At 58.0% G+C, this 20,520-nt stretch carries 23 protein-coding genes; 15 read left to right on the plus strand and 8 right to left on the minus strand.

The window, feature by feature from the left end:
• Positions 1-25: 25 nt before the first annotated feature.
• The gene (gene mnmD / locus AADW23_RS03530) at positions 26-682 is read left to right on the plus strand and encodes a tRNA (5-methylaminomethyl-2-thiouridine)(34)-methyltransferase MnmD (protein WP_341863149.1); all 657 of its coding nucleotides are present in this window, start codon (positions 26-28) and stop codon (positions 680-682) included.
• Positions 679-1,548 (plus strand): DMT family transporter, encoded by an 870-nt coding sequence (locus tag AADW23_RS03535; protein ID WP_341863150.1) that lies wholly within the window; start codon positions 679-681, stop codon positions 1,546-1,548. The genes mnmD and AADW23_RS03535 overlap by 4 nt, the downstream gene beginning before the upstream one ends.
• Before the next feature lie 71 nt (positions 1,549-1,619).
• Here AADW23_RS03535 and AADW23_RS03540 read toward each other — a convergent pair whose 3' ends face one another.
• On the minus strand, positions 1,620-2,063 hold the full coding sequence (locus AADW23_RS03540) for a cytochrome C (protein ID WP_341863151.1): 444 nt from the start codon (positions 2,061-2,063) through the stop codon (positions 1,620-1,622).
• A gap of 260 nt (positions 2,064-2,323) precedes the next feature.
• On the opposite strand from AADW23_RS03540, the gene idi reads away from it, so the two are divergent.
• The 5 genes from idi to AADW23_RS03565 all read left to right on the plus strand — a co-directional run bounded on the left by idi (position 2,324) and on the right by AADW23_RS03565 (position 7,029).
• Complete coding sequence (gene idi, locus AADW23_RS03545) at positions 2,324-2,845, plus strand: isopentenyl-diphosphate Delta-isomerase (RefSeq protein WP_341863152.1); 522 nt, start codon at positions 2,324-2,326, stop codon at positions 2,843-2,845.
• Between the two features lie 96 nt (positions 2,846-2,941).
• A complete protein-coding gene (hslV, locus tag AADW23_RS03550; RefSeq protein ID WP_341863153.1) occupies positions 2,942-3,499 on the plus strand; it encodes an ATP-dependent protease subunit HslV in 558 nt (185 codons plus the stop codon).
• Positions 3,496-4,572: a hypothetical protein gene (locus AADW23_RS03555; protein ID WP_341863154.1), complete on the plus strand. Its 1,077-nt coding sequence runs from the start codon at positions 3,496-3,498 to the stop codon at positions 4,570-4,572. The genes hslV and AADW23_RS03555 overlap by 4 nt, the downstream gene beginning before the upstream one ends.
• Positions 4,569-5,885: an ATP-dependent protease ATPase subunit HslU gene (gene hslU, locus AADW23_RS03560; protein ID WP_341863155.1), complete on the plus strand. Its 1,317-nt coding sequence runs from the start codon at positions 4,569-4,571 to the stop codon at positions 5,883-5,885. The genes AADW23_RS03555 and hslU overlap by 4 nt, the downstream gene beginning before the upstream one ends.
• Positions 5,886-5,907: 22 nt before the next feature.
• Positions 5,908-7,029, plus strand: coding sequence for an alpha/beta fold hydrolase (locus tag AADW23_RS03565; RefSeq protein WP_341863156.1), 1,122 nt, complete (start codon positions 5,908-5,910; stop codon positions 7,027-7,029).
• On the opposite strand, the gene AADW23_RS03570 is transcribed toward AADW23_RS03565, so the two are convergent.
• Genes AADW23_RS03570 through AADW23_RS03580 form a run of 3 tightly spaced genes read right to left on the minus strand, consistent with a single transcriptional unit; the run spans position 7,026 to position 9,311 of the window.
• Entirely contained in the window at positions 7,026-7,637 is a 612-nt protein-coding gene (locus tag AADW23_RS03570) for a Smr/MutS family protein (protein WP_341863157.1), read from the minus strand. The genes AADW23_RS03565 and AADW23_RS03570 overlap by 4 nt on opposite strands.
• Before the next feature lie 3 nt (positions 7,638-7,640).
• Entirely contained in the window at positions 7,641-8,657 is a 1,017-nt protein-coding gene (locus AADW23_RS03575) for an MltA domain-containing protein (protein WP_341863158.1), read from the minus strand.
• Between the two features lie 3 nt (positions 8,658-8,660).
• A complete protein-coding gene (locus tag AADW23_RS03580) occupies positions 8,661-9,311 on the minus strand; it encodes a Tim44/TimA family putative adaptor protein (protein ID WP_341863159.1) in 651 nt (216 codons plus the stop codon).
• A 154-nt stretch (positions 9,312-9,465) separates the two neighbouring features.
• Between AADW23_RS03580 and AADW23_RS03585 the strand changes: the two genes are divergently transcribed.
• Entirely contained in the window at positions 9,466-9,930 is a 465-nt protein-coding gene (locus AADW23_RS03585) for an FxsA family protein (protein WP_341863160.1), read from the plus strand.
• A 55-nt stretch (positions 9,931-9,985) separates the two neighbouring features.
• Positions 9,986-10,501 carry a protein-export chaperone SecB gene (gene secB, locus AADW23_RS03590; protein WP_341863161.1) on the plus strand — a complete coding sequence of 172 codons (516 nt, stop codon included), beginning with the start codon at positions 9,986-9,988 and terminating at the stop codon, positions 10,499-10,501.
• Between the two features lie 13 nt (positions 10,502-10,514).
• On the opposite strand, the gene dnaQ is transcribed toward secB, so the two are convergent.
• The 4 genes from dnaQ to AADW23_RS03610 are packed head-to-tail and all read right to left on the minus strand — an operon-like array spanning position 10,515 to position 13,227.
• Positions 10,515-11,213: a DNA polymerase III subunit epsilon gene (gene dnaQ, locus AADW23_RS03595; RefSeq protein WP_341863162.1), complete on the minus strand. Its 699-nt coding sequence runs from the start codon at positions 11,211-11,213 to the stop codon at positions 10,515-10,517.
• 3 nt (positions 11,214-11,216) lie between these two features.
• Positions 11,217-11,801 carry a dephospho-CoA kinase gene (gene coaE / locus AADW23_RS03600; RefSeq protein ID WP_341863163.1) on the minus strand — a complete coding sequence of 195 codons (585 nt, stop codon included), beginning with the start codon at positions 11,799-11,801 and terminating at the stop codon, positions 11,217-11,219.
• A complete protein-coding gene (locus tag AADW23_RS03605; RefSeq protein ID WP_341863164.1) occupies positions 11,798-12,634 on the minus strand; it encodes a shikimate dehydrogenase in 837 nt (278 codons plus the stop codon). The genes coaE and AADW23_RS03605 overlap by 4 nt, the downstream gene beginning before the upstream one ends.
• Positions 12,631-13,227 carry a nucleoside triphosphate pyrophosphatase gene (locus AADW23_RS03610; RefSeq protein ID WP_341863165.1) on the minus strand — a complete coding sequence of 199 codons (597 nt, stop codon included), beginning with the start codon at positions 13,225-13,227 and terminating at the stop codon, positions 12,631-12,633. Before AADW23_RS03610 ends, AADW23_RS03605 begins: the two co-directional genes overlap by 4 nt.
• Before the next feature lie 539 nt (positions 13,228-13,766).
• On the opposite strand from AADW23_RS03610, the gene rho reads away from it, so the two are divergent.
• The 6 genes from rho to AADW23_RS03640 are packed head-to-tail and all read left to right on the plus strand — an operon-like array spanning position 13,767 to position 20,517.
• The gene (gene rho / locus AADW23_RS03615; protein ID WP_341863166.1) at positions 13,767-15,038 is read left to right on the plus strand and encodes a transcription termination factor Rho; all 1,272 of its coding nucleotides are present in this window, start codon (positions 13,767-13,769) and stop codon (positions 15,036-15,038) included.
• 9 nt (positions 15,039-15,047) lie between these two features.
• Positions 15,048-16,328, plus strand: a complete 1,281-nt coding sequence (mnmE, locus tag AADW23_RS03620; RefSeq protein ID WP_341863167.1) for a tRNA uridine-5-carboxymethylaminomethyl(34) synthesis GTPase MnmE — start codon at positions 15,048-15,050, stop codon at positions 16,326-16,328.
• Between the two features lie 2 nt (positions 16,329-16,330).
• Positions 16,331-18,205 carry a tRNA uridine-5-carboxymethylaminomethyl(34) synthesis enzyme MnmG gene (gene mnmG, locus AADW23_RS03625; protein ID WP_341863168.1) on the plus strand — a complete coding sequence of 625 codons (1,875 nt, stop codon included), beginning with the start codon at positions 16,331-16,333 and terminating at the stop codon, positions 18,203-18,205.
• Positions 18,202-18,822, plus strand: coding sequence for a 16S rRNA (guanine(527)-N(7))-methyltransferase RsmG (gene rsmG, locus AADW23_RS03630; protein WP_341863169.1), 621 nt, complete (start codon positions 18,202-18,204; stop codon positions 18,820-18,822). Before mnmG ends, rsmG begins: the two co-directional genes overlap by 4 nt.
• 13 nt (positions 18,823-18,835) lie before the next feature.
• Positions 18,836-19,615, plus strand: a complete 780-nt coding sequence (locus AADW23_RS03635; protein ID WP_341863170.1) for an AAA family ATPase — start codon at positions 18,836-18,838, stop codon at positions 19,613-19,615.
• A complete protein-coding gene (locus AADW23_RS03640) occupies positions 19,615-20,517 on the plus strand; it encodes a ParB/RepB/Spo0J family partition protein (RefSeq protein ID WP_341863171.1) in 903 nt (300 codons plus the stop codon). Before AADW23_RS03635 ends, AADW23_RS03640 begins: the two co-directional genes overlap by 1 nt.
• Positions 20,518-20,520 lie beyond the last annotated feature (3 nt).

Below are 20,520 nucleotides of genomic sequence, written 5' to 3' on the forward strand. Positions count from 1 at the left end.
CGCCGCAGAATGGATAGGACGCGCCATGATCGAGGACCAGCACAACATCGAATGGCGAGACAATGTTCCGGTCTCGACACGGTTCGCTGACCCCTTTTATTCCCTCAACGATGGCTTGGCCGAAACCCGGTTTGTCTACCTCGGCGGCAACGACTTGCCCGCGCGGTTTCAGGACGGCTTCCACGTGGCAGAGCTTGGCTTTGGCACCGGCCTGAACTTTCTGGCGACGCTACAGGCGTTCCGGGCGTCTGGCGCATCGGGCAAGCTGCATTTCACCTCGTTCGAGGCTTTTCCAATCAGCCCCCAAGACCGCGCCCGCGCCCTTGCCCCTTTCCCTGATCTTCCGGTGGATATCTTGCTGAAAGACCCGTTTGAGCCGCGGATTACCGGCGATGATTTTGAGCTATCCGTCATCATCGGCGACGCCCGCGAAACACTGCCTAACCTGCCCCTTAGAGCCGATGCATGGTTCCTGGATGGCTTCGCCCCCGCCCAGAACCCCGAGCTGTGGGAGGATGATCTTCTGCACGCCGTCGCCCACCACACCGCGCCGGGGGGAACCTTTGCCACCTATACGGCCGCCGGGCGCATCCGCCGCACGCTGGCAGAGGCTGGCTTCACCGTCGAACGGGTCACAGGTTTTGGCAGGAAACGTCACATGACACGGGGGAAACTGGGATGAGCAGCAATCCCAAGCTTGGCATCTACCTGATGATTGCCACCACTTTCGTCTTCGCCGTTCAAGACGGGATCAGCCGCCATTTGGCGTCGGAATACAACGTGTTTATGGTCGTAATGATCCGTTATTGGTTCTTTGCGGCCTTTGTCATCACCATCGCCTCGCGGCAGGCGGGCGGCGTGCGGGCGGCGGCCAAAACCTCTCAACCCTTCGTACAAGCGTTTCGAGGTATCCTTTTGGCGGGCGAGATCTGCGTGATGGTAGGCGGTTTCGTGTTGCTTGGTCTTGTGGAATCTCACGCCATGTTTGCTTGCTACCCGCTTCTTGTTGCGGCCCTTTCCGGCCCCATTCTGGGCGAAAGGGTCGGCTGGCGCAGGTGGACGGCAATCGGCATCGGCTTTGTGGGCGTTTTGGTTATTCTGCAACCGGGATACGGCGTGTTCTCGATCTACGCGCTGGTGCCTTTGACGGCCGCATTCATGTTTGCGCTCTACAATTTGCTGACCCGATACGTCGCCGCCAAGGATCGCGCGGCCACCAGCTTTTTCTGGACCGGCACCATGGGCGCGATCGTTTCGACCTGTATCGGCGTTTGGTTTTGGGAGCCGATGATCTCCGCCGACTGGATCTGGATGGCTGTGCTTTGCGTCACCGGGGCGACGGGCCACTTCCTTCTGATCAAAACCTACGAGGTCGCCGAAGCGTCCGAGGTTCAGCCCTTTGCTTATCTGCAATTGGTCTTTGCGTCTGCCATCGGGTTGTTCGTGTTTCACGAGACCTTGGCAAACAACGTCATGATCGGGGCGGGCATCGTGATTTGCGCCGGGTTGTTCACCCTGTGGCGCGAAAAGAAGGTTGCTGAGGGCTAAGGGCACTTGGGCAACGAACAGGGCGGCCCCAAACTGGAGCCGCCCTGTTCAAGTACATCGCAGGGGAAGAATTACTCTTCCGAGCCACCAAGGGATACGAGGTAAGCATAAAGGTTCAACGCGTCTTCTTCCGAACGGACCCGGAAGCTCATCGCGCCGCGCAGGCTGTCGTCACCAGCTGCTTCACGAATCCAACCCGTCGGATCTTGGACATAGGCAACGAAGGATTCCTCGTCCCACATCATTTCTGCGTCCATAAGCGCTTCAAGACCTCCGGAATAGCGGAAGTCTTCCACGGACCCGATCGTGCGGCCATGGATGCCATACAGGTTTGGACCCGTACGCGCGTTGCGTCCGGCGAGTGTTTCGCCCTCGGCATCCACAACAACGTGGCAGGCAACGCACTGGCGGAAGGTACGCTCTCCGGCGGCGGCGTCTCCGGTGGCGTGGCCATCGGCAAAAACAGGGGTCGCAAGGAGTGTCGCTGTGGCGGCTAGGATAGAAAGTGGCTTCATTGATCGTCTCCTACAAAAGCTGATGAAAGTATAACTAGGTTCTTCGGCGAATGTTCACACCTTTTGGTGAGGCATAACGCCCGCAGGGGCTGTGTTCACCCATACAAGACTCGTACAAAGCATTGATAAGACGCTGCGGGTGCTTTCACAAATGATCTGAAATAATCCCGCGCCACTGGTCAAATTGCGCGCAATGGCGCATGGGGCGCTGTAACGAGAAACTGGTCCCATTTGGGGCCATTGATGTAGCCGATAAGCCGATGAAAATTCACATCCCCACCTGGGTCGACGGAACCTTGCAACCTGTGGAGAAACTGGAGGCGCATCAGCGCGGGCTCCGGCACAAGGCGGTTTCGGTTTTTCTGCTGAGGGATGGGGACGTGCTGCTGCAACAGCGCGCGATGGGGAAATACCATACGCCCGGTCTTTGGGCGAACACCTGTTGTACGCACCCCCAGTGGGACGAAAGTGCCATGGATTGCGCCGTTCGGCGGCTGGATGAAGAGCTGGGGATTAAAGGCGTTTCCTTAACGTTTCGGGATACCGTGGAATACCGAGCGGACGTGGGCGGCGGCCTGATAGAACACGAAGTTGTAGATATCTTTGTGGGCGAACTGACGTCGGGTCAGGAGCCGGTAATGAACCCCGATGAGGTCATGGATGTCGCTTGGCGGCCCCTTGCCACGTTGAAGGCCCAGGTCGACGTCGCGCCGGAACTCTATACCCCATGGCTGCGCATTTATCTGAATGATCATGCCGACCTGATATTCGACGGGAATTAGCCGGGCAACGCCACCGAATTGCCGACCCCACCGAGCCCATAGGTTGCGAGAGGCCATCGTGCTGTCCATATAGGGCCTGAACGGATGGAGGCCCCTATGGCGAAAGATGAATTCCCCGGCTGGCACGGCACAACGATCATTGGCGTGCGCAAGGGCGGCAAAGTGGTTGTTGCGGGTGACGGACAAGTCAGCCTTGGGCCGACGGTCATCAAGGGCAGCGCCCGCAAGGTGCGGCGATTGTCGCCGGGCGGCTACGATGTCGTTTGCGGGTTTGCGGGCTCCACCGCCGATGCCTTCACCCTGTTGGAGCGTCTTGAAGCCAAGCTAGAGGCAACGCCCGGTCAATTGCAGCGGGCCAGCGTTGAATTGGCCAAGGACTGGCGCACCGACAAATACCTGCAAAAGCTGGAAGCGATGCTGATCGTCACCGATGGGTCCGAGCTTTATATCATCACCGGCGCGGGCGACGTGTTGGAACCAGAGCACGGCATTGCCGCGATTGGGTCAGGGGGCAACTACGCCTTGGCCGCTGCGCGCGGGATGCTCGACAGCGACAAAGACGCCGAGGCGATTGCCCGCGATGCCATGGCGATTGCGTCCGACATTTGCGTCTACACCAACGGTAACCTGACCGTAGAAACGATCTCTGCATGAGCGATGTGACCCGCGATGACCTCCGCGCGGCTGTGGGTGCGGGCCTGATGTCCGAGGCTCAGGCAGCCTCTCTGCTGGCACTGGCGGAAGAGCGTGAAGGCGTGCGGGCGCGGCGGAGCGGCCTTGATGAACCGTTTGAGCTGTTCAAAGGATTCAACGAGATCTTCATAGTCGTCGGCCTCTCGATCTTGTTCGCGGGCTGGACGGGCGTGACGGGCCTGTCGATCTTCACCACCACCAGCGGCTATGTCTTGGGAATGGTGTTTTCGTTTGTGGCGATGGGCGTGCTGGTTCTTCTGGCGCGTTATTTCACCATCGCGCGGCGCATGGTGGCCCCATCGATCGCGTTGGCGATCATGTTTGGGCTTTCTGCCGTGCAGTTCGGCCTGTCCTTTGCGGCGATGATGGACATGACGTTTCAGGCCAGTTGGACAGTGGCCGCGGGTCTTTCGGGCGTGCTGCTGGCCTTCTATTATCTGCTCTACCGCGTGCCGTTTACCGTTGCGCTGATCGCTGTGTCCGTTGTGGTGCTGACCTTCGGCCTTGTCACGATTGGCGGCACCGTGCCGGACGGAGTTGATGATCTGTTTCTTCTGTCCGCCGATGGCCCTTTTGCGATCATCACGATCCTTCTTGGCCTCACGGGCCTTGCCATTGCGCTGGCCTTCGACATGAGCGACCCGCACCGCGTGACGCGGCGGGCCGCCTCGGGGTTTTGGCTGCACGTCATCGCCGCGCCTGCGATCGTGAACACCGTGGCGCTGACCCTGTTTCAGAACCCGGACGCGGGCGCAAAGCTGATGCTGCTGGTCTTCATCGCCTTCATGGCGCTGTTTGCCGTGGTGATCGACCGCCGCTCTTTCCTCGTGTCGGGCGTTGGCTACGTCGTGGCACTCTCCATTTCAGTCGTTGAAGGTGAAGGCGCGTTCCTTGTGATCCTGCTTCTTGGGGTCGGCATGGTTGTGCTTGGCGCCCAATGGGAACGTATCCGTGGCGCGATCATGCGCGGCCTTCCCAACTTCCCCGGTAAAACCCGTCTGCCCCCCTGGGCAGCAAAGGAGGCTCAATCATGAGTGACCTAACCCCCCGCGAAATCGTTAGCGAACTTGACCGTTTCATCATCGGTCAGAACGACGCCAAACGCGCCACCGCCGTGGCCCTGCGCAACCGTTGGCGGCGCAAGCAGTTGGGCGACGACCTGCGCGATGAGGTCTATCCCAAGAACATCCTGATGATCGGGCCCACAGGCGTCGGTAAAACCGAGATCAGCCGCCGCTTGGCCAAACTGGCGAAAGCACCATTCATCAAGGTCGAAGCCACAAAGTTCACCGAAGTGGGCTACGTGGGCCGCGATGTGGAGCAAATCATCCGCGATCTGGTGGAATCCGCGCAAGTGATGATCCGCGAGCACATGCGCGAAGAGGTGAAGGCCAAGGCCCACGATGCCGCCGAAAACCGCGTGATCGAGGCTTTGGCCGGCGAAAGCGCCCGCGATCAAACGCGCGAGATGTTCCGCAAAAAGCTCCGCGCGGGGGAGTTGGACGATACGGTGATTGAACTTGAGGTTGCCGATACCTCTAACCCTCTTGGTGGCTTTGAGATTCCCGGTCAGCCCGGCGGCATGGGGGGCATGGGCCCCGGCATGATGAACCTGGGCGATCTGTTCAAAGGCATGGGTGGGCGCACCGTAAAGCGGCGTCTGACCGTGGCCGCGAGCTATGATCTGCTGATCGAGGAAGAGGCCGACAAGCTGCTGGATGCGGAAACCGTTTCGAAAGAGGCTCTGCGGGCGGTGGAGCAAAGTGGGATCGTGTTTATTGACGAGATCGACAAGGTCTGCGCCCGGTCCGATGCCCGCGGTGCCGATGTGTCCCGTGAAGGGGTGCAGCGCGATTTGTTGCCGTTGATTGAAGGCACAAGCGTATCCACCAAGCATGGCCCGGTGAAGACCGACCACATCCTGTTCATCGCCTCGGGCGCGTTCCACATTGCCAAGCCGTCCGACTTGTTGCCGGAATTACAGGGCCGCTTGCCGATCCGCGTGAACCTGCGGGCGCTTACCGAAGATGATTTTGTGCGCATTCTGACGGAAACCGACAACGCCCTGACGCGCCAATACACGGCCCTGATGGCAACCGAAGAAGTCACGGTAGAATTCACTGAAGACGGGATCAAAGCGCTGGCGCATATCGCGGCCGAAGTGAACGAGAGCATCGAAAACATCGGCGCACGCAGACTTTATACCGTGCTGGAGCGCGTGTTTGAGGAGCTGAGCTTCACCGCCCCCGACCGTTCCGGCGACGTGGTAAAGGTGGATGCTACCTTTGTGGAAGAGAACCTCGGCGAATTAACGCGCAGCACCGATTTAAGCCGCTACGTTTTGTAAGCGCTTGCTGGTATCAGGGCTTATGGAAAACGCCCAAATCACCCGGCGCGCCTTGATGTGCGGTGTTGCTGCCCTGCCTCTGGTGGGGTGCGGGGCGGTGCCCGATATCATGATCGTGCCGGAAGCGGCCTCGGTTGGTACCAATGAGACGGTCTTTACGGCCACCAATCGCGTCTTCCGCGACGGCGCGTTCCAGTCCGTCCGGCAGGAACAGCTGTCGTTTACGCAGTTCGACATCTCCGTTCCGCCCGAAAGGGAAGTCGGCGCCGTGCAGCCCGGCCGCTCCCGACGCCGGGGGCCTGATCTGCAAACCGAATTTGTCGCCAGCGCCGGTAACCACTTGCGATCGCCCGAAGCCTTTCGCGCCGCGCTTCAAGCCGAGGCGCAAAGGTCTGGCTCGCGCGAGGTTATGGTGTTTATTCACGGCTTCAATAGCACCATTGGAACCGGCCTATATCGCACTGCGCAAATCCACCACGATTTCGCCATTCCCGGCATTCCCGTGCACTATTCGTGGCCCAGCGCCGGGAACCCACTGGGCTATGCCTATGATCGGGATTCGGCCCTGTTTGCCCGCGACGGGTTGGAGGCGTTGCTTCGTGAGATTGTCGCTGCGGGTCTGGACATCGTCCTGACCGCCCATTCCCTTGGATCCGCTGTGGTGATGGAGGTGCTTCGTCAACTTCGCATCGGCGGCCAAGACGCCGTGATGAACCGGATCAACGGCGTGATCTTGTTCTCTCCCGATATCGACGTGGATGTGTTCCGGGGGCAGGCGGCGCGGATTGGCACCTTGCCTCAGCCCTTTGTCATCTTCACCTCGCAACGGGACCGGGCGTTAACGGTCTCGGCCCGCATTACAGGGCTGAGGGAACGGGTTGGCAACCTGTCCAACCCTGAGGACCTGGCCGACTTTGAAGTGACCTTGATCGACGTAAGCGCCTTTGCGGGCGGTGTGCGTGATCCGTTGAACCATTTTGCCGGGGCCTCTTCGCCCGCCGTGGTGCAGATCTTGCGAGAGGTGGCACAGCTCAACAGCGCGTTCGAACAGGACACGAGCCAGCAAACCGGCCTGTTGCCCGGCACAATCCTGACAATCCAGAACGCGACGCAGGTGCTTCTGACCCCCTTGAGCCAGAACTAGCGCCGCCGTTTGAGGTAGACGTAGTAAGCACCGCCACCACCATGGCGTTGATGAGCCTCGCGGATATCAAGGATCATCGCACCCAGAGGCGGAGAGGTCAGCCAATTGGGTATCTGATGCTTCAAAATCCCGCGTCGGATCGGGATCGGCCCGCCGCTGTCGCGATCCTTGCCTTTGCCCGTAATCACCAGAACCAAACGCCGCTCCATTTCGTGGGAATGGAAGATGAAACTGATCAAGGCGGGGTGCGCCTCGGCCAGGGTCATGCCGTGAAGGTCGATGCGACCCTCGGGCTTCAGCTTGCCGCGTGTCATGCGTTTATGGGTGCCGTGATCCATACGCACAGGGGCATGGGCCAGTCGCGCCGAAAGGCTCGGCGCATGGTTCACGGCGCCTTTGCTGAACGAAGATTTCTCTCCCACGCGGAACGCAGGCAGACGCTCGGCGGTGGTACTTGGCTGTGGCCGGATCGGGGCGGGCTTTTTGGCGGGCGCGTCTTCGGTGATCTTAGGCGCACCGCTGCGGTCCATCGGTGTCGCCGTTGCTGCGACCCGGTCCCATAGGGCTTTGTCGTCCTCCGACATGCCTCTCTTGCTGCGCCGGGCCATTGCTTAAGCGTCCGGGATTAACTGGTGCGCCCGCTCGATCGGCAAAAGCACCATCATGCGTCCGGGGTCACGGATCACGCCTGCGGCTTCACCGGCCTCATCCCCATAGCCAAAAAAGATATCCGCACGCTGCGCGCCTTGGATGGCGCCGCCGGTATCTTGGGCAATCATCAGGCGGTTGATCGGGCCGTTACCCTCTTTCTCGATCCAGACGGGGGCGCCGAGGGGGGTATAATCCGGGTCCACAGCGATAGAGCGATGGGGCGTAATGTTGCGGTTCATCGCCCCGAGGGGGCCAAGGTTCGGGTCGGTGATATCGACCTCTCTGAAGAACACGTAGCTGGGATTATGGTGCAACAGGTCGCGCCCCTGTGACGGATTTCGGCGCACCCAGGATTGGATCACCTGTGCGCTGACCTGATGGGGCTGGTACACGCCGCGCCGCACAAGTTCCCGCCCGATGGAGCGGTATTCATGGCCATTGCGTCCGCCATAGCCCACCCGAATGGCGCCGCCGCCCGCAAGGCTTATCCTGCCAGAACCTTGGATTTGCAGAAAGAACAGCTCTACCGGGTCGTCGACCCAGGCGATCTCCAGCCCTCGGCCTTCCAACACGCGGGTATCCTCGATCTGCTCACGCGACAGCCATTGGCCCGTGACCTCGGGCGGCATGCGGTAGACCGGGAAGCGGTAGCGGCTGGTGCGGGTGCGTGATCCGCTGAGTTCCGGCTCGTAATAACCCGTGAATAGCGCCGGGCCTTCGCCGCCAATCAAGACGGGGCGAAAAAACAGCTCGAAGAAAGTGCGGGCATCAGGGGCGGTTTCCGCCACATTGCACAGCGCCGCCCAATCGGAGCCTTCAAGATCCATACAGGTGTTTCGGAAAACCGAAAGGGCCGCGGCGTGATCGTCCGTGGCCCATCCATTCAGGTCGTCGAAATCAAGAAGCTGCACAGGCTCATCCGCCACGGCGACGCTCGCCATCATCAGAAAGGCAATGACACTTGCGAGCCGTCTCATCGGTCATCCGTCGGTGGCCACCAAGGCCCAGTTCGGATCATCGGACCCCATAGTGCGGGCGAACGTCCACACATCGCGCTGACGTTTGATGGCCGTGCTGTCGCCTTCAATGATCTCCCCTTCGGCGTTGCGCACAACGCTTGTCAGCTCGCCCACAAAACGCACGGTGATTTCGCCAACACTGGTGGCCCGGTCAAAGGTGGCGCGTTGCAAGTTGATTTCGCGCACGCCAATGAACTCTGCCTCGATCTTCAGACCTTGTTCGTTGCGCTGGTTGATGACTTGTTCAAAGGTCTCCAGCACATCGGGGGCAAGGAACGGGCGCAGGCCCTCCACGTCGCCGCGTTCAAAGGCCATCAGGATCATCTCATAGGCTTGCCGTGCGCCGCCCAGGAATTCACCAACGCGAAAGCCCGGCTCTGCCATCTTCATGGCGGCCAGTGCTTTGGCGCTATCGGTGCCGTCTTCAACGTGATCGGTAATATCTTCGTCCGGGCCACCTTCAATGACCTCGAACTCTCGCCGGACACGGGTGCCAGCAGGGGCGGGCGGTTTTTCAAACCCATCCCGAGAGCCCAACACAGAACGTAGGCGCAAAATCAGAAAAACTGCGATGCCAGCCAGCACCAACAAGGACAAAAGGGAGGAGTTCATGTCGCCTCGATTGGGTGTGTGGGTTAAAATATTGATCTTCAGGCACATATGTAGGGCAGGGGTGGGATCAAGTCCATTGCGCCAAGATGCATGGGTGCGGTTTACACGGTTTGCGGCGATAAGGCCGCGTGAAGGCTGAAGAGGCGTTAAGAAAATGTGGCTGTTTTTTGTATTCATCGCGGTTCCGCTGATTGAGATTGGTCTGTTCATCCAAGTCGGTGGCTGGCTTGGCCTTTGGCCGACCCTGGCGATTGTGTTGCTGACGGCCATCGCCGGGACCGCTCTGGTCAAAAGCCAGGGGGCGCAGGCCCTTGCGCAGTTGCAGAACAGTTTCAACGACCTCCGCGACCCGACCGAGCCTTTGGCCCACGGCGCAATGATCCTGTTTTCCGGCGCGCTTTTGCTAACGCCGGGCTTCTTTACTGATGCCCTTGGTTTCGCGCTTCTGGTGCCCGCGTTCCGCCGTTTCGTTCTGAAACGGATCAAGGAACGGGTGAATGTGCAGACAGTACGCACGGACCGAGGCTGGCAGCCTCAGGATGAGACGATCATCGAAGGCACCTTTACCGCCGATGATCCCGAGCGCCCCTCGGGGCCCTCGGGCTGGCGCAGGGATTGAGGCCGGGCGACGGGCCTGTTAAAGCACCTCCGACCTCGAATGAAGGAGAGACCCTATGTCCGACGCCTCTGCTAACGGCGACGCAACCGCAGGCGCAGCAGCTGAACCTGCCGCGCAACTTCCCAAGATGCAAATCCTGGGCCAATTCATCCGCGATCTGTCGTTTGAAAATGCAGCTGTGCAGAACGGCGTTGTGGCCCAAGGCCAGCCCGACATTCAGGTGCAGGTGGCGCTGGACGCCCGCAAGCGGACGACGGAAAATCAGTACGACGTCATCATGAAGCTGAAGGTCGAAAGCAAGACCAAGGAAGATGAGCCCAAAGCGATTTTCCTGATCGAGCTTGAGTATGGCGGCGTCTTTTTGATCGAAAACATTGCCGAGCAGCAATTGCACCCATTCTTGATGATCGAATGCCCTCGGATGCTGTTCCCTTTCGTGCGCCGCATCATCTCGGACGTGTCGCGTGACGGTGGCTATCCACCGCTGAACCTTGACCAGATTGATTTCGTGGCGCTTTACCGCCAGCAGCTTGCCGCGCGCCAGGCGCAGCAGCCCCAAGGTACGGCGTAAGCCCTAGCCAAGATCAGGAAAGACGCGACCAGATCGTGTCTTTTCCCAGTGCTTCGACAAAGGCCGCGTGAGCGGCCTTTTCTTCATCCGTCAAACGCGACGGCAGGGCGTTGGGGCGCGGCTTTGGACGCCAATTGTCATCCTGCTGCTGCTGTGCTGTGTTGGACTTGGTCTGCGACAGGCCAAAATCGGGCTGCTTGCCGCCTGTCAGCTCTAGATACACATCCGCTAGGATCTCGGAGTCGAGCAACGCGCCGTGTTTTTCGCGGGCCGAGTTATCAATCCCGAACCGACGACACAGCGCATCCAGAGACGCGGGCGAGCCGGGAAACTTCTTGCGGGCGATCTTCAGCGTATCAAGCGCTTGGCTGTTGGGCAGCGTCGGTTTTCCCGCCCACTCAAGCTCGGCATTCAGGAAACGCATGTCGAATTCAGCGTTGTGAATGACCATTTGAGAGTCGCCCACGAAGTCCAGAAAATCCTGTGCAATTGCGGCGAATAGGGGCTTGTCGGCAAGGAAATCTTCGCCAATGCCGTGCACTTCAAACGCCTCTTTCGGCATGTCGCGTTCGGGCTGGATATACTGGTGATAGGTCTTGCCGGTCGCGACCTGGTTGAACACCTCAACGGCCCCGATCTCGACAATCCGATGACGCGGGTTGTCATAGGGGTTCAGGCCGGTGGTTTCCGTATCGAGGACGATCTCACGCATCAATCATGTGCCTTGGGTCAGTTGCGAAACCAGATGTGCCACGTCTTCCCGGGTTCCGTCCAGCGTATCCGTGTGAATCACGTAGGTGGCTCGGTCCCGTTTCTGCGCATCAGGCATTTGCCGGGAAAACAGATCGTTCAGGGTTTCCTCACTCGTGCCACGGGCCAGCACCCGGCGGCGCTGTTCCTGCGGGCTGGTGGTGACAACCAACGTGGCATCGCATTGCGCATCCCCCCCGGTTTCAAACAGAAGCGGGATATCGAACACGATCAGGGGGGCATCGACGTGTTGCGCCCGAAAAGCTGCGCGATCCTCACCCACCAGGGGGTGAACAACCGTCTCTAACCGCTGCAATAGGGTCGAATCTTTTGCGATCTCGGCGCGAAGAATACCGCGATCAACGGCGCCGTCCACGATGGCATTGGGCAGTAGCGCCGCTATGGGTTCCACCGCCGCGCCGCCCACGCCATAGAGCTTATGAACGGTCGCGTCGGCATCCCATACCGGCACGCCAAGATCGCGGAACATCTTGGCGGTGGTGCTTTTGCCCATCCCGATCGAACCGGTTAACCCAAGAGCAATACTCATCCCTGCAAAACTGCCTGACGAAGCTCATCATCAACCATCGGTGTGTAGCTGAACCAACGCTCAAACCCCGGTACCGCCTGATGGAGCAGCATGCCAAGCCCATCGACGGTCGTGCAGCCCCGGGCCGCTGCCTCTTTCAACAGATCCGTCTCGAGCGGAGTGTAGACAATATCGTTCACCACCGTGGCCGGGGACAGGCGTGACAGATCAAGGGTCAGCGGTGCTTGGCCCGACATTCCCAACGACGTTGTATTCACGATCAGGGCGGCATCGCCGATGAGGTCGGGGATGCTTGTCCAATCCTGGGGGGACACGCGGGCCCCGAACTGATCTTTCAGTGCGTCTGCTCGGGCACGGGTGCGGTTGGCTACGTGGACGACAGGGGCGCCGTCCGACACCAGCGCCGACACGATGGCCTTCGCCGCGCCGCCTGAGCCCAATACCAATGCTGGACCATCAGCGGCGGACCAACTCGGCAAGGTCTGGCGGATGTTCGATACGAACCCCATGCCGTCCGTGTTATCGGCCTGTATTTTCCCGTTTGCCGTGAAGGTCAGCGTGTTTGCAGCACCGATCAAGGCGGCGCGGTCTGTCACGCTATCGGCAAGGGAAAGCACCAACTCTTTATGGGGCAGGGTGACGTTCACACCGACAAACCCCATGCGGGGTAGGGTCCGAAGAACATCAGGAAGATCGACATGATTCACGTGCAAGGGGATGTAGTGCCCCTGCAAATCATAGCGCTTCAGCCAGTGGCCGTGCAGGCGCGGCGACAGGGAGTGGGCGATTGGATCACCGATCACGCCGGCGAGGGGGATCGTTTCTTTTGTCATGAGGTAAGCATCCCACGCGTCCGAAGGTAAGATATCAACTGTAACAGGGGGAGGCCGAGGACGGAAAACCAATCTCCGTCAATTCGGGAAAAGAGTTGCCCGCCCAAAGCTTCGGCCTGATAGGCGCCGACGCAGCCCGACACGTCGGGCCAGGCTCTATCAAGGTAGGCGTCAATCTCGGCATCGGAAAGGCTGTGCATGGATAGCCGCGCAGATCCTACGGTGCGCCAGACGGGTTTCGCCGCTTCATAAATGACCGCGGCCGAATAGAGGTGATGGGTCTGGCCAGAAAGGGCGCGAAGATGGTCGGCTGCCTCGTCCTTGTCCGCAGGCTTGGAAAAGATTTTTCCTTTTAGTGCAAGGATTTGGTCTGATCCCAGCACGATGTCTTCTGGCCGTTTCTCGGCCCCCTTTCGGGCTTTGAACTCCGCCAAGGCATCAGCAATATCGCGGGGGGAGGCGCCTTCCGCCACCAGGGAACGGCGGATGGCGTCTTCGTCGATGCGAACGGGCACTGATTCGAAGGAAATGCCCGCATTTTGGAGCATGGACTGCCGTGAACTGGAGGCGGAGGCGAGAATGAGGCGCGACATGTTGTGGATAATTCTTTGGAATTCTTTGGGATCAAGTTGGGAGGATGTGTTCGTAAGCCAGCGAGTTTTTCAGACTTTCCCCAAACTGCCCGAGTTCTGAGGAAAAGGCCAAAGGCTTTTGCCCGGGGAGTACCTGCGCTGGGATAAACCCAAGAAGAACTGCTTACTCACATATATCCACAGGAATTTCCACTCTTTTTCAGTTTCGGTGTTATACGTAAATACCTGATAAATAACGCTTAAACCTGTATACGGCTTACTCACACCCAATTTGTCCATAAGCCCCGCTTGAGGGCGAGACTTGTGAGTAACCTGCGTAGAAGTGAGTTTTTCGAGATGCTAACGGTCCTACTACCAACTACAAGAAAACTTCTTTTTCTTTCTTTATTATAGTTAGGGGGCCGAGAGAGGCTGAGTTGACAGAGCTGAGAGATGAACCTATCTCCAGTCTCGTACCCCGTCCGGGGCTACGGCATCTTACATAGAAGACACGAGTGTTTAGGCGTTAGCGCCAAGACACGTGCACGTTGGAAATTTCCATGACAGTTGAAACGCTTCGTCTTGCTGACCTGAAAGCGAAAGCCGCTAAAGATCTTTTGCCCATGGCAGAAGAACTTGAGATCGAGAACGCCTCTACCATGCGGAAGGGGGATATGATGTTCGAGATCCTCCGCGAACGCGCGGAAGAAGGTTGGGAGATTTCCGGCGACGGTGTGTTGGAAGTGTTGCAGGATGGTTTTGGTTTCTTGCGGAGCCCCGAGGCAAACTACCTGGCTGGTCCTGATGATATCTATGTGTCGCCAGACATGATCCGCCAGCACTCGCTGCGTACCGGTGATACCGTTGAAGGTGTCATGTCAGCGCCGAAAGAGAACGAGCGCTATTTCTGCTTGGTGAACGTCACTCAGATCAACTTTGAAGAGCCAGAGAAGGCGAAGCACAAGGTTGCGTTTGATAACCTGACGCCGCTTTATCCGGACGAGCGGATGAATATGGAGATCGAAGACCCAACGATCAAAGACCGCTCTGCGCGGATCATTGATTTGGTGTCTCCGATCGGCAAGGGTCAGCGGAGCTTGATCGTGGCCCCGCCGCGGACCGGTAAGACGGTTTTGTTGCAGAATATCGCCCATTCGATCGAGACCAATCACCCCGAATGCTATTTGATCGTTTTGCTGATCGACGAGCGGCCGGAAGAGGTGACGGACATGCAACGCTCGGTGAAGGGGGAAGTGATTTCCTCGACCTTTGATGAGCCTGCAACGCGCCATGTTGCCGTGTCTGAGATGGTGATTGAGAAGGCCAAGCGCCTGGTAGAGCACAAGCGGGACGTTGTGATCTTGCTCGATTCGATCACGCGACTGGGTCGCGCGTTCAACACGGTTGTGCCATCGTCCGGTAAGGTTCTGACAGGTGGTGTGGATGCCAACGCTCTACAACGCCCTAAGCGTTTCTTCGGTGCGGCGCGGAATATTGAAGAGGGTGGCTCGTTGACGATCATCGCGACCGCGCTGATCGATACCGGCAGCCGGATGGACGAGGTCATTTTCGAGGAATTCAAAGGCACCGGTAACAGCGAAATCGTCCTGGATCGCAAGATTGCAGACAAACGCGTGTATCCGGCGATGGATATCCTTAAATCCGGGACACGGAAGGAAGACCTGTTGGTCGACAAGGGCGACTTGCAGAAGACATTTGTTCTGCGACGTATTCTGAACCCGATGGGGACGACGGATGCGATCGAGTTCCTGATTTCCAAGTTGAAGCAGACGAAGACCAACTCAGAGTTCTTTGACTCTATGAACACCTAAGGAACCGGGATGCAGACGATTTTCGCTCTGGCAACGGCCCGGGGGAAAGCGGGTGTTGCGGTTATCAGGATCTCGGGTCCTGACGCCTTCGATGTGGGGCGAAAGCTGGTGGGAGACTTACCAGAGGCGGGGCGTTTCGTGTTGCGAAAGGTCTTGTCGAAGGCGGGTGAGGTTCTGGATCAAGGGCTTGTTCTGGCTTTCAAGGGCCCCGCCAGTTTTACCGGAGAAGATATCATTGAGTTGCAGCTGCACGGGAGCGTTGCCGTCGTGCGCGCCGTTGAAGCTGCGATTCAAGCAACCGGAATGGCACGTCTGGCCGAAGCCGGGGAATTCACCCAAAGAGCGCTTTTGAACGACACGCTGGATCTGACCCAGGTGGAGGGCCTCGGGCGGTTAATCGACGCCGAGACCGAAGCACAACGTAAAGTGGCGCAGGCAAGTTTTGAGGGCGGGTTGTCCGAAAACGCTGAAAGCTGGCGGAACACGTTGATACGCATCGCCGCGTTGCTGGAAGTGTCAATTGATTTTGTGGACGAAGATGTTCCGGTTGACGTTGTGCCAGAGGTTTTGGACCTTTTGAGCGGCCTAATGGACGATTTCAATGCGGAGATCGTGGGAACAGTGGTGGCAGAGCGCCTGAGGGATGGCTTCGAGGTTGCTATTCTTGGGGCCCCCAACGCGGGAAAATCCACGCTTTTGAATGCGTTGGCTGGCCGGGATGTTGCGATCACATCCGACGTGGCGGGGACAACGCGTGACGTGCTTGAGGCGCGGTTGGATATCAATGGGCTTCCTGTGACGTTCCTGGACACTGCTGGATTGCGGGATACGGATGATACGGTTGAGAGAATAGGTGTCGAGCGGGCTATTGCTCGGGCAATGGATGCTGATCTTCGGATACTTCTGGAAACCGATGACTGGGAACCCGTAGACGCTTTGGAAGTGTTGATCGACTTTCGATATGCGGCAAAAAGTGACCTGAATAATGGCGTTGGCATATCCGGCGTGACGGGTGCGGGGATTGCGGGATTAATTGAGGATGTTGAATGTGTTCTTTCAGACCGGATGAGCACCGTGCGTTCCGTGATAACAGAACGACAACGGGGGGGGATCGCGCGTGCGTGTGATGCTTTGGCGGCAGCGCGAGAGGTCCTTGAGGTGACGGGTGAGCTGGAACTTGCCGCTGAACATACCCGAGATGCCCTGCGATCGCTTGACTCAGTGATCGGGCGGGTTGATGTAGAGAACCTCTTGGGTGAAATTTTCTCTCGGTTCTGTATCGGGAAATAGGAGTGTTTCACGTGAAACATCCGAACTTTGATGTTGTCGTTGTCGGCGGTGGCCACGCTGGTGTGGAGGCGGCGGATGCTGCCTGTCGGGCAGGCGCGCGTACTGCGTTGATTACCTTGCGCCGGGATGATCTTGGCGTGATGTCCTGCAATCCCGCAATCGGTGGACTTGGCAAAGGGCACCTGGTCCGAGAGATCGACGCGCTTGGTGGCGTTATGGGCCGTGCAGCGGACGCTTCGGGGATCCAGTATCGGCTGTTGAATCGGAAGAAGGGTGCCGCGGTACAGGGGCCACGGACTCAATCTGACCGAGAGCTCTACAAGACCGCAATCCAAGCCCACATGGGCAGAGTCGATCGTCTTGATGTGATTGAAGGCGAGGTTTCCGATCTTGTTGAGCGAAACGGGCGAATCGCCGGTGTGATTATGACGAACGGTCAGGAGTTGCTGGCCAGCTCCGTTGTTCTCACGACCGGCACGTTTTTGCGCGGGGTTATCCATATAGGTGACCAGACGCAGTCCGGTGGCCGTTTCGGCGCAAATCCGGCAATCAAATTGGCCGAGCGCCTTGCCGGAATGGCGCTACCGCTGGGACGGTTGAAGACCGGCACGCCGCCTCGCTTGTCGGCCAAGTCAATTGATTGGAGCGAGCTGGAAACTCAACCCGCTGACGATAACCCCGCGTTCTTTTCCTTTCTGACGACGCAAGTGCAGGCGCGCCAGGTTGCATGTGGCATTACCCATACCAACGAACGCACCCACGAGATCATCGAAAAGAACCTGGAGCGATCCGCCATGTATGGCGGTCATATCGAAGGCGTCGGCCCACGATATTGCCCATCGATCGAAGATAAGATCGTCCGTTTTGCGGAAAAAACCTCGCATCAGATCTTCTTGGAGCCGGAAGGCCTGACGACTGACGTGATTTATCCAAACGGCATTTCGACATCTCTCCCTGTCGAGGTTCAACTGGATTATGTGCATTCTATCAAGGGGTTAGAAAAAGCAGAGGTGCTGCAGCCGGGCTATGCAATTGAGTATGACTACATAGATCCGACCTGTCTGAATGACCAGTTAGAGCTTCAAGATCATCCCGGTCTGTTTCTAGCGGGCCAAATTAATGGCACCACGGGATATGAAGAAGCAGCGGCACAGGGCCTGGTAGCGGGCTTGAACGCGGCGTTCCGGGCCACGGATCGTCCTTCTATCCACTTCAGCCGACGCAACTCTTACATTGGCGTGCTCATTGACGATCTTGTAACGCGAGGCGTATCGGAGCCGTATCGCATGTTCACATCTCGGGCGGAATATCGTCTTTCGCTTCGGGCTGACAACGCGGATCAGCGGCTCACACCCATGGCGGCCGAACTTGGTATATTGTCGGAAGACCGAACGTTCCGCTATGCCGCGAAGATGGATGCCCTCTCCAAAGCCAAATCGTCTCTTTTGTCGATGCAGATCACTCCAATGCAGGCTGTTTCGGCGGGCATGAACGTCAACCAGGATGGTAGGCGACGCAATGGAATGGAGCTTCTGGCCTATCCTAAAGTCACCATGGACGATCTGTGCAGATTGGAGCCCAAGCTTTCGGCGTTGGACGTTGATATCTCCTCTCAACTAGAGATCGAAGCCACTTACGCGGTCTATATCGACCGGCAAAACAGGGACGCCGAAGCGCTAAAGCGGGATGAAGATAAAACCATTCCAGCAGATTTTCCTTACAACGCCGTTATAGGCCTTTCCAATGAGCTGCGCACAAAGTTGTTGCGGGTTCGACCTAAATCGTTGGCGCAGGCAGGGCGTATTGATGGGATGACCCCAGCAGCCTTGGCGCTAATTCTTACAAAACTCCACCAACTCGGCCGACTTTCAGCATGACTGACGACGAGGCACAGCAATACATGGCGAGCATTGTTTCACGTGAAACAATGGAGCGTCTGAACATTTTCCATGAGCTCCTGCTGCAATGGCAGAAAACCATCAATCTCGTTGCCCCATCTACGCTGCAGACGGCTTGGGAGCGGCACTTCGTTGATTCTGCGCAGATTTTTGAACTGGCGCCCGTTGACGCCAGCAATTGGCTGGACTTGGGATCGGGGGGCGGATTCCCTGGCTTAATTGTCGCAGCCATGGCAAAAGAGACGCGTCCTAACCTTAAAGTGACCCTTGTGGAGAGCGATATCCGCAAATGTGGCTTCATGCGAGAGGCCGCCCGTAAAATGGACGTGAGGGTCAACATCCTTACCCGGCGCATTGAAGGCATCCCAAGGCAATCGGCAGATGTGATCTCGGCCCGCGCCCTCAGCAACCTGGCCGCCCTTATCAAGCACGCTTCGCCGCATATGACGCCTTCCACCTGTCTTCTTTTCCCCAAAGGAAGTTCCTACAAGTCCGAGCTTGAATCCATCCCACAAGATTGGCAATCCAAGGTAGAAGCTATCGCAAGCAAGACCGACCCCGACGCAGTGGTTCTTCGGTTTTCACCCCAAAGTTAAGAAAAGAAGCAGTATGCGGGTAATTTCGATCACGAATCAGAAGGGTGGGGTGGGCAAAACAACTACGGCCATCAATCTTGCGGCGGCGCTTGCACAAGCAGGGCTTTCGGTTCTGATTATTGACCTCGACCCTCAAGGGAATGCCTCGACTGGCTTGGGGATCGACGCCTTTAAGCGCGCCCGAACCACCTACGACATCCTGATCGACGGCGCTGCGTTAGAGGATGTCGCTCAACCTACGGAAATTGAAAACCTCTCGATTGCTCCCGCTACGACGGACCTCAGTTCTACAGATGTGGAGCTTGGCCAACGCGACAATCGGGTGTTCCTTTTGAAAGACGCCCTACGGCAGTCCAACACTGGTTACGATTTCGTCCTGATTGATTGCCCTCCCTCCCTTAGCCTCCTGACGTTGAACGCGCTGGTGGCCTCTAACTCCATCTTGGTGCCGCTTCAGGCAGAGTTCTTTGCGCTCGAAGGTCTTTCTCAACTCATGCTAACGGTCCGCGAGGTCCGCGAAACCGCAAACCCGTCGCTTCGGATTGATGGCATCGTCCTGACTATGCATGATGCTCGGAACCGTTTGAGTCGCCAGGTCGAAGATGACGCCCGATCAAACCTCGGCGATCTTGTGTTTAAAACGATGATTCCGCGCAACGTGCGGCTCAGCGAAGCGCCGTCTTTCGCGTTGCCGGTCATCGCTTACGACCCTACATCCAAGGGTGCATTGGCTTACATTGATCTCGCGAGCGAGCTTGTCGAACGCGGTACCCCAAGAACGGAGACGACATAATGGCCCGAGGTTCAGACAAACGCGGCCTTGGTCGGGGCCTTTCTGCCCTGATGGCAGATATCGAACCAAACACAGCTGCGGCATCTTCCGGCGAACAACCCGGTGGCGCACACCGTGGTGAGCGTCTTGTTCCGGTAGAACAGATCAGCCCAAACCCTGATCAGCCGCGTCGCAAGTTTTCGCAATCAGCGCTTGAAGAACTCGCAGCATCCATCCGCGAGAAGGGCATTATTCAACCCCTGATCCTGCGCCCTGATCCTGTCGACCAATCCCGCTTCCAAATCGTTGCCGGGGAACGTCGCTGGCGTGCCTCTCAGATCGCGCAAGTGCACAATCTCCCGGCAATTGTGCGTGAGCTCGACGACACAGAAGTCCTCGAAGTCGCAATTATCGAGAATATTCAGCGTGCGGACCTAAATGCCGTCGAAGAAGCGCAAGGTTATCGTCAATTGATGGAAAAATTCGGCCATACGCAGGAGCAGTTGGCGACCGCGATGGGCAAAAGCCGCAGCCATCTGGCCAATACGATGCGCCTGCTTCAACTGCCCGACGAAATTCAAACCATGCTGCAAGACGGTCAATTGTCCCCCGGACATGCGAGGGCCCTCATTACTGCCGACGATCCGCTCACCCTGGCCCGCCGTGCGGCGAAAGAAGGCCTGTCCGTCCGAGACGTCGAGAAAGCCGCAAAGGCCCCACCAAAGGGCACAACATCCAAGTCGAAGTCTCAAAAGAAGACGAAGGACGCTGATACCCGAATTCTAGAAAGCGACCTTTCCAGAATTCTCGGCATGGGTGTCGTGATTGACCATGATACAGATGCGGGTGGTGGTAAATTGTCCATTAAATACAAAGATTTACAGCAACTGGATGATCTACTGCGTCTGTTGAATACGAACTAGGCA

This window comes from Gymnodinialimonas sp. 57CJ19, from assembly GCF_038396845.1.
Lineage (GTDB): Bacteria > Pseudomonadota > Alphaproteobacteria > Rhodobacterales > Rhodobacteraceae > Gymnodinialimonas.

Excerpts from the sequence above, each read along its gene's own strand:
- mnmD (WP_341863149.1), top strand. The coding sequence starts at position 26 with ATGATCGAGGACCAGCACAACATCGAATGGCGAGACAATGTTCCGGTC.
- AADW23_RS03535 (WP_341863150.1), top strand. The coding sequence starts at position 679 with ATGAGCAGCAATCCCAAGCTTGGCATCTACCTGATGATTGCCACCACT.
- AADW23_RS03540 (WP_341863151.1), bottom strand. The coding sequence starts at position 2,063 with ATGAAGCCACTTTCTATCCTAGCCGCCACAGCGACACTCCTTGCGACC.
- idi (WP_341863152.1), top strand. The coding sequence starts at position 2,324 with ATGAAAATTCACATCCCCACCTGGGTCGACGGAACCTTGCAACCTGTG.
- hslV (WP_341863153.1), top strand. The coding sequence starts at position 2,942 with ATGGCGAAAGATGAATTCCCCGGCTGGCACGGCACAACGATCATTGGC.
- AADW23_RS03555 (WP_341863154.1), top strand. The coding sequence starts at position 3,496 with ATGAGCGATGTGACCCGCGATGACCTCCGCGCGGCTGTGGGTGCGGGC.
- hslU (WP_341863155.1), top strand. The coding sequence starts at position 4,569 with ATGAGTGACCTAACCCCCCGCGAAATCGTTAGCGAACTTGACCGTTTC.
- AADW23_RS03565 (WP_341863156.1), top strand. The coding sequence starts at position 5,908 with ATGGAAAACGCCCAAATCACCCGGCGCGCCTTGATGTGCGGTGTTGCT.
- AADW23_RS03570 (WP_341863157.1), bottom strand. The coding sequence starts at position 7,637 with ATGGCCCGGCGCAGCAAGAGAGGCATGTCGGAGGACGACAAAGCCCTA.
- AADW23_RS03575 (WP_341863158.1), bottom strand. The coding sequence starts at position 8,657 with ATGAGACGGCTCGCAAGTGTCATTGCCTTTCTGATGATGGCGAGCGTC.
- AADW23_RS03580 (WP_341863159.1), bottom strand. The coding sequence starts at position 9,311 with ATGAACTCCTCCCTTTTGTCCTTGTTGGTGCTGGCTGGCATCGCAGTT.
- AADW23_RS03585 (WP_341863160.1), top strand. The coding sequence starts at position 9,466 with ATGTGGCTGTTTTTTGTATTCATCGCGGTTCCGCTGATTGAGATTGGT.
- secB (WP_341863161.1), top strand. The coding sequence starts at position 9,986 with ATGTCCGACGCCTCTGCTAACGGCGACGCAACCGCAGGCGCAGCAGCT.
- dnaQ (WP_341863162.1), bottom strand. The coding sequence starts at position 11,213 with ATGCGTGAGATCGTCCTCGATACGGAAACCACCGGCCTGAACCCCTAT.
- coaE (WP_341863163.1), bottom strand. The coding sequence starts at position 11,801 with ATGAGTATTGCTCTTGGGTTAACCGGTTCGATCGGGATGGGCAAAAGC.
- AADW23_RS03605 (WP_341863164.1), bottom strand. The coding sequence starts at position 12,634 with ATGACAAAAGAAACGATCCCCCTCGCCGGCGTGATCGGTGATCCAATC.
- AADW23_RS03610 (WP_341863165.1), bottom strand. The coding sequence starts at position 13,227 with ATGTCGCGCCTCATTCTCGCCTCCGCCTCCAGTTCACGGCAGTCCATG.
- rho (WP_341863166.1), top strand. The coding sequence starts at position 13,767 with ATGACAGTTGAAACGCTTCGTCTTGCTGACCTGAAAGCGAAAGCCGCT.
- mnmE (WP_341863167.1), top strand. The coding sequence starts at position 15,048 with ATGCAGACGATTTTCGCTCTGGCAACGGCCCGGGGGAAAGCGGGTGTT.
- rsmG (WP_341863169.1), top strand. The coding sequence starts at position 18,202 with ATGACTGACGACGAGGCACAGCAATACATGGCGAGCATTGTTTCACGT.
- AADW23_RS03635 (WP_341863170.1), top strand. The coding sequence starts at position 18,836 with ATGCGGGTAATTTCGATCACGAATCAGAAGGGTGGGGTGGGCAAAACA.
- AADW23_RS03640 (WP_341863171.1), top strand. The coding sequence starts at position 19,615 with ATGGCCCGAGGTTCAGACAAACGCGGCCTTGGTCGGGGCCTTTCTGCC.